This window comes from Shewanella sp. 11B5, from assembly GCF_002836795.1.
Classification (GTDB): domain Bacteria; phylum Pseudomonadota; class Gammaproteobacteria; order Enterobacterales; family Shewanellaceae; genus Shewanella; species Shewanella frigidimarina.
This window is the reverse complement of record NZ_PJAP01000343.1, coordinates 1-6,357: the sequence shown is the minus strand read 5'-3', so window position 1 is coordinate 6,357 and position 6,357 is coordinate 1. Positions and strand designations below refer to the sequence as shown.

Genomic DNA, 6,357 nt, shown 5'->3' with positions numbered 1-6,357 from the left:
CAAAAAGATAATAAAAAAGCGCTAAATTAGCGCTTTTTTATATAGGTTAAGCTTAATTATTATTTTTTGGCATTAAGCACTTGCTCTTCAAAACTTTTGGCGGCTTTACCTGCTTGTGAATCGTTGAATACTTCTTCATTAAATTCGCCTTCAGATTTGGCAATGATCACCGTAGCTACCGCATCACCAGTGACGTTCACCGCTGTGCGGATCATGTCTAGCATTCTGTCTACACCAATAATCAAGGCAATACCTTCAACGGGTAAACCTACTTGGTTTAATACCATTGCCAGCATAATAAGGCCTACACCAGGCACACCCGCAGTACCGATAGATGCCAGCGTGGCCGTTACCACAACAGTAGCGTAATCCATGATGCTCAGTTCAATACCAAATACTTGAGCAATAAATACCGTAGCAACACCCTGCATAATGGCGGTGCCATCCATGTTGAGTGTGGCACCGAGTGGTAAGGTGAATGAGGCTATTTTGTTGTCAACGCCCATTCTGTGTTCAGCCGTTTCAATGGTAACTGGCAATGTTGCATTAGAACTTGCGGTACTAAAAGCAAACAGCTGTACGTCGCGGATTTTACGTAAAAACATTAATGGGCTGAGACCCGAGAACATTTTTAATAAAGTCGGGTAAACCACTAAGCCTTGGATAAATAAAACGGCAACCACGAGGAAGAAGTATTTGACGACACTACCAAATGTTTCTAATCCCAACGTTAAACTCAGCTTAGCCATTAATGCGAACACACCATAAGGTGCCAGTTGCATAATTAACGTCACCACTCGCATGATCACATCATTCAAATCATTAAAGAATGAGGCAACACGAGTACCTCGTTCACCAATATGAGAAATGGCAAATCCAAAAATTACCGCAAAAATAATGATCTGCAGCATATTGCCTTCACTCATGGCTTGCATCGGATTTGTCGGTACTATATTAATAAGAACCTCGGACAAACTTGGTGCATCTTTAACGGTATATTCTAAAGCATTACCTGCCAGACTTGCATTACCCGGGTGGATAAGTACTGCAGCTAAAATCGCAATAGTGAGTGCTATTGCAGTGGTAAATAAATAGAAAGCAATCGTTTTACCCCCTAGGCGACCTAATTTAGACGGGTCACTTAACGAGCTTGTGCCGCACACCAGTGAAATGAACACCAATGGTACAACGAGCATTTTTAAGCTTGAAATAAAGATAGTACCGATGACATGAAGGAAACCTTCAGTAATATATTCTTTAATGAATAGACTGTCTGGGAACACATTCCTTAACAACAGGCCTAAAATTATGCCTGCAGCCATACCAATTAAAATTTTGCTCGTGAGCCCGAGCTTGCGTTGTTTACTCACAGAGTGTTCCTTCTCATCATATTATTTTATGTCTTTATTGAATGCGCTAAAGACTAGCAGGAATCGACAACTTAGGAAATGGCCTAAAAGTGAAAGTTTTCGCCAATAAATAGCGAAGAAAATAGTAGAGTTATGCTAAAGTTATAAGATGTTTGCGTATTGTTAATGTATAAGTAACTATAATAATTCTTAAGTTTATTTTAATGTAACAGGGAGCCTGACAATGAGGTCAGCATATAAAGTTTATTTCGCGCTTTTATGTTCTTTTTTTCTCGTCGCATGTGGCGGCGGTGGCAGTATAACCGATGATGGAACCGGAGGTGGGACTACACCAGACCCAACCATATCTATTTCATTAAGTATCGACAACGATCAAGTTTCTGTTGCTGAACCTGCAGTTATTACTGCAACAGTGAAAGACTCAACGGGTGCAGCTGTCAGCACGCTTGTTTCATTTACGCTTAATAATGATGATTACGGTACATTTTCACCAAGTACCGGTGAAGTTGTCACCAATTCAAGCGGTGTTGCTACTATCCAACTCAATACCGCAGAAATTAATACTGGAGCAACAGTAACCGCGACTACCACGTCAGGTGAAAGTGCATCATTATTTGTTACTATGACGGGTGATGGCGGTGTTGCAGGCGGTGGTGCTCAAGTGTCATTGGTGTTAACTGATGCCGCTGGAAACGCTATTCAATCGATTAGCACTTTATCACCAGGTAAATTAACTGCAACAGTTACAGGTATTACTAGGTCCTCTATTGTTACATTTGAAAGCCCTATCGGTGATTTACCCGTTAAAACTGCAGTAACTAATGCACAAGGTAAAGCTACCGTTGATATTTATGCAGGCAGCTCGCTAGGTGCCGGTGAAGCAACAGCGACATTATCAACCAATGAAACTGGTTCAACTATTGTTGTTGTCGGAGCTACCAACGTTGTGATGGGCAGTGGTACACCATTTGTTGAAGGTGTCGCAGCTATTAGTGCTACTGATTTATCCGCGGGTGGAACAGCGACTGTAACCGTGTCTATTCAAGATGATTTAGGTAATGCTTTTACACAACCTGTGGACGTAAATTTTTCATCTACTTGTGCTACTAAAATTCCTGCGCAAGCAGTGATAAGCTCACCAGTATCGTCAAGTAATGGTGTCGCAACCTCAACGTATCGTGCTGAAGGTTGTGTGGGTGAAGACCAAATTAATGTGACTGCCAATGCTGGTGGCATCAGTTTATCTGCAGTAGGTACCATCAATATACTTCAGGCTGACGTTGGCAGTATTGTGTTTGTATCAGCAGTACCAGAGAACATCAGTATTTTAGGGACTGGCGGCACTGAGTCATCTGTAGTTAAATTTAAAGTTTTGGATAAAAATGGCAATGTAGTAGCTAACCAAAATGTTAAATTTGCACTAAATACTACTGTAGGTGGGGTTAAAATTGATCCCCTGCAAGCTACTACAGATAATAGTGGTATTGTGCAAACGGTAGTAACCACAGGTACAGTAGCGACTTCTTTACGTGTGACTGCAACGGTAGACAATGGTGCAATTCCGACAATATCGAGTCAGTCTAGCCAGCTAATTGTGTCTACGGGTATTCCAGATCAAGATAGTTTCTCATTAGCTGCAACGATATTAAATCCAGAAGGTTGGAATGTTGACGGTACAGAAGTGACGGTTACTGCACGTATGGCTGATGCATTTAACAACCCTGTACCCGATGGGACAACGGTATCTTTTACAACAGAGGGTGGTTCTATTGAAGATGCCTGTCAAACACTTAATGGTGCATGTTCTGTAGTGTGGACGAGTCAACTACCAAGACCTGAAGGTCAGATAATTCTGAATGGCGCCGGTCAGATGTATCGTAATCCTAATGCTGCATTAGCTTATGATGCCACTTTAGATCTTTATGGAAATATCTATGGCCAAAAATACGGTGGACGTGCAACCGTTACAGCCACTGCAATTGGTGAAGAGTCTTTTCCAGATTTAAATGGTAATGGTCGTTTTGATGCATCAGAAGCAAATACGTTTCTTACGGGGACAGATGTGACTGGTCAGTCATTTGATTTAAATGATGCATATAATGACTATAATGAAGATGGCCTCTTTAATCCGCAACAAACCGGTGGTCAAGCTGGTGGCACATTAGAAGAGTTAATCGATTTTAACTCCAATGGTATATTTGATGTAAAAGACGGTAAATATAATGGTGTGCTTTGTTCTGACCCTGTGCACAGTGCATGTGCTGATGGCGTAAGTGATTCAAAGTCATTATTTGTTCGCAGAAGCTTAACATTAGTGATGTCTGGAAGTACTGCGTATGCTACTGCTCCCGCTGATATTGTAGTGGACGATAGCACTGGCATTCATTCTGGTTCAAGCAGTATGGTTATTGTGGGTAAAGGCTCTGCAACTGCAACATTTACGATTTCAGATTTGCATAATCAACAAATGCCAGCAGGTTCGATCGTAAGATTTACAACGTCAGCGGGCTCGGTGGTGAGTTCAAGCGAATATACATGGCCAAGTACCAACTACAATGGTGGTCGTCAGTTTACAACAACTATTAAAGGCGAAGATGAGCCGAACTCTGGTGTCTTCCTTGTAGAAGTAGAATCACCAAATGGTTTAGTCACTCCAGTGGTATCCATTGGTGTAACAATTCTATAATTGATGTTGGTAGCTAGCTTGTTAGTTTAAATTGATTAAAAGGCGCATTTAGCGCCTTTTTTATTGGTTCGATTTTAGAATGTAAACAAAAAAGCCAACAGCTAATACTGTTGGCTTTTACAAATATGTTACTCAATTATTTATTCGGTCAGTTCAGACTATCTTTGGAACTGATATACGCTACCTAATTTTAATATTTGTGTGAGTTCATCTAATGCGGTGCGTGATTCAATAATTAATTGCGGGTCGGCTAGATCGTTAACTGTTAGTTGGTCACGATAGTGCCTATCAACCCAAGTATTTAAGCGCGTAAATAAACTGTCATTCATTAATGTGTTTTGATTAACTGCAGCGACTTCTTGTTCGTTCATCGCGACTCGTAAGCGTAAACACGCTGGACCGCCACCGTTTTGCATACTTTGCTTAACATCGTAATAACGCACTTGTTTTATTGGTGTGCCTAAAGTAACGAGTTCATTTAAGTAAGCAAATACTGCAGGGTTTTCTTGACAATTTGTGGGCGCAATAATAGCCATTTCACCAGAAGGTAAAGTAATAATTTGTGTATTAAACAAGTAACTTCGAACTGCATCATCAATGGATACTTGCTCTGTGGTTACTTTGACAAAATACATGTCAGAGTTCATTTTTCGACGAATTTCATCAAACTTTGTTTCGGTATCTAAAAACGCTTGTTCGTGATAAAACAGCACATTTTTATTACCCACTGAAATGACGTCATTGTGGAATACACCCTGGTCAATTACATTTGGGTTTTGCTGCATAAACACGCAGCTTTCATCTTCAAGTTGATGTAAGCGTGCTACAGCTTGAGATGCTTCCAAAGTTTGACGTGCTGGATATTTTGTTGGTTTAGGGGCGTCAGGATTAGTGGCTGTTTGGCCATAAACAAATAGCTCAACGCCAGCATGACCGTATTCAGAACATAAACGTGTGTGATTAGCGGCGCCTTCATCACCAAAGCTTGCGTGTTCTGGTAAATGTTGATGATGTTTAAAATAGCGATCATTGTTAAATGTTGCCTGCAAAATATTGCCCGTGGTGACAGGTTCAATACTGCGATGTAATTTATCAACTAAATTAGCAGGGGTGAAGTGAACTTTTCCGTCACGAGTGTCAGCACTGGGTGAAACTGTAGCCGCATTAGCTGTCCACATACTTGATGCGCTGCAACAAGCATTAAGTAACGCAGGAGCCTGCTGAGCGGCTTTTTGTAAAACCTCAGTGTCAGACCCAGAAAAACCAATTCGACGCAATGTATAAAGGTCTGGGCGCTCTTGTGGGGCTAATACACCTTGTACCATACCTAAATCTGCTAATGACTTGGCTTTTTGCAAACCTTGTTTCGCTGCCGCTTTAGGATTTGAGGTTTGGGCCGCATTACTAAATGAGGCCACATTACCAAATGATAATCCGGCATAATTATGGGTTGGTCCAACCAAGCCATCAAAGTTCGCTTCAAAATGCTTCATTCGTGATCCTTGAGAATTTTAGTGAATAATTATTATTGTAGTTACACTTATTTGTGTTACTTATAAAAAAGGAACGTGATTGTTCATGTCAGTTAACGCTAATTTAACCCCAGTATACTGAAGCTATAAGGGTTAACAAGGTGTGGTTAATTTGTACAAATGTTTATAAATGACTAAAAATGCACTGAAGGTGCTCGCAAGTATCATTAAGTGAAAAATTACGTTTAAAAAACGCATATTATTTTTTACATTTTTTATTTTTGATTCAATTCTGATTAAAAAATGACTTACTAGCCATGTAAAAGAGGGATTAACTTGAAACTATTGTCTCAACCCTCTATATATGGAATCAATTTTCTTTTTTTCGAGACTTTTTGGCGCAAATAAAACTATGGGTAAATCGCTAGTTATTGTCGAATCGCCGGCCAAAGCCAAGACAATTAATAAATATCTTGGTAAAGACTTCATTGTGAAGTCGAGTGTAGGTCATATACGTGACTTACCAACTTCGTCTACTTCTGACGGTACAACTGTGACTAAAACCGCAGCAGAAGTTAAGAAATTATCTCCTGAAGAAAAAGCTAAATACAAGCTAATCAGAGACAAACAAGCGCTTGTGGCGCGTATGGGTGTTAACCCAGATAAAGGCTGGGCAGCCAAGTATCAAATCCTGCCTGGTAAAGAAAAAGTTGTTAAAGAATTGAAAGCGTTAGCAGAAACTGCTGACCAAATATATCTCGCAACGGATTTGGACCGTGAAGGGGAAGCCATTGCCTGGCATTTACAGGAAATTATTGGTGGTGATCCT

The 6,357-nt window shown here is 40.4% G+C and carries 4 protein-coding genes; 2 read left to right on the top strand and 2 right to left on the bottom strand.

Going from position 1 to position 6,357, the window contains the following annotated elements; genetic code table 11:
- Positions 1–59: 59 nt before the first annotated feature.
- Positions 60–1,370, bottom strand: coding sequence for a dicarboxylate/amino acid:cation symporter (locus CXF78_RS07275; protein WP_102036400.1), 1,311 nt, complete (start codon positions 1,368–1,370; stop codon positions 60–62).
- Between the two features lie 223 nt (positions 1,371–1,593).
- Between CXF78_RS07275 and CXF78_RS07270 the strand changes: the two genes are divergently transcribed.
- A complete protein-coding gene (locus CXF78_RS07270) occupies positions 1,594–4,056 on the top strand; it encodes a hypothetical protein (RefSeq protein ID WP_102036399.1) in 2,463 nt (820 codons plus the stop codon).
- A 158-nt stretch (positions 4,057–4,214) separates the two neighbouring features.
- Here CXF78_RS07270 and astB read toward each other — a convergent pair whose 3' ends face one another.
- Complete coding sequence (gene astB / locus CXF78_RS07265; protein WP_102036398.1) at positions 4,215–5,549, bottom strand: N-succinylarginine dihydrolase; 1,335 nt, start codon at positions 5,547–5,549, stop codon at positions 4,215–4,217.
- Between the two features lie 391 nt (positions 5,550–5,940).
- On the opposite strand from astB, the gene CXF78_RS07260 reads away from it, so the two are divergent.
- Positions 5,941–6,357: toprim domain-containing protein (locus CXF78_RS07260; protein ID WP_257984863.1), on the top strand; the 417-nt coding region annotated here is incomplete at its 3' end.

Bases quoted from the DNA above. Each gene is read 5' to 3' on its own strand.
- astB (WP_102036398.1), bottom strand. From the start codon at position 5,549: ATGAAGCATTTTGAAGCGAACTTTGATGGCTTGGTTGGACCAACCCAT.
- CXF78_RS07270 (WP_102036399.1), top strand. From the start codon at position 1,594: ATGAGGTCAGCATATAAAGTTTATTTCGCGCTTTTATGTTCTTTTTTT.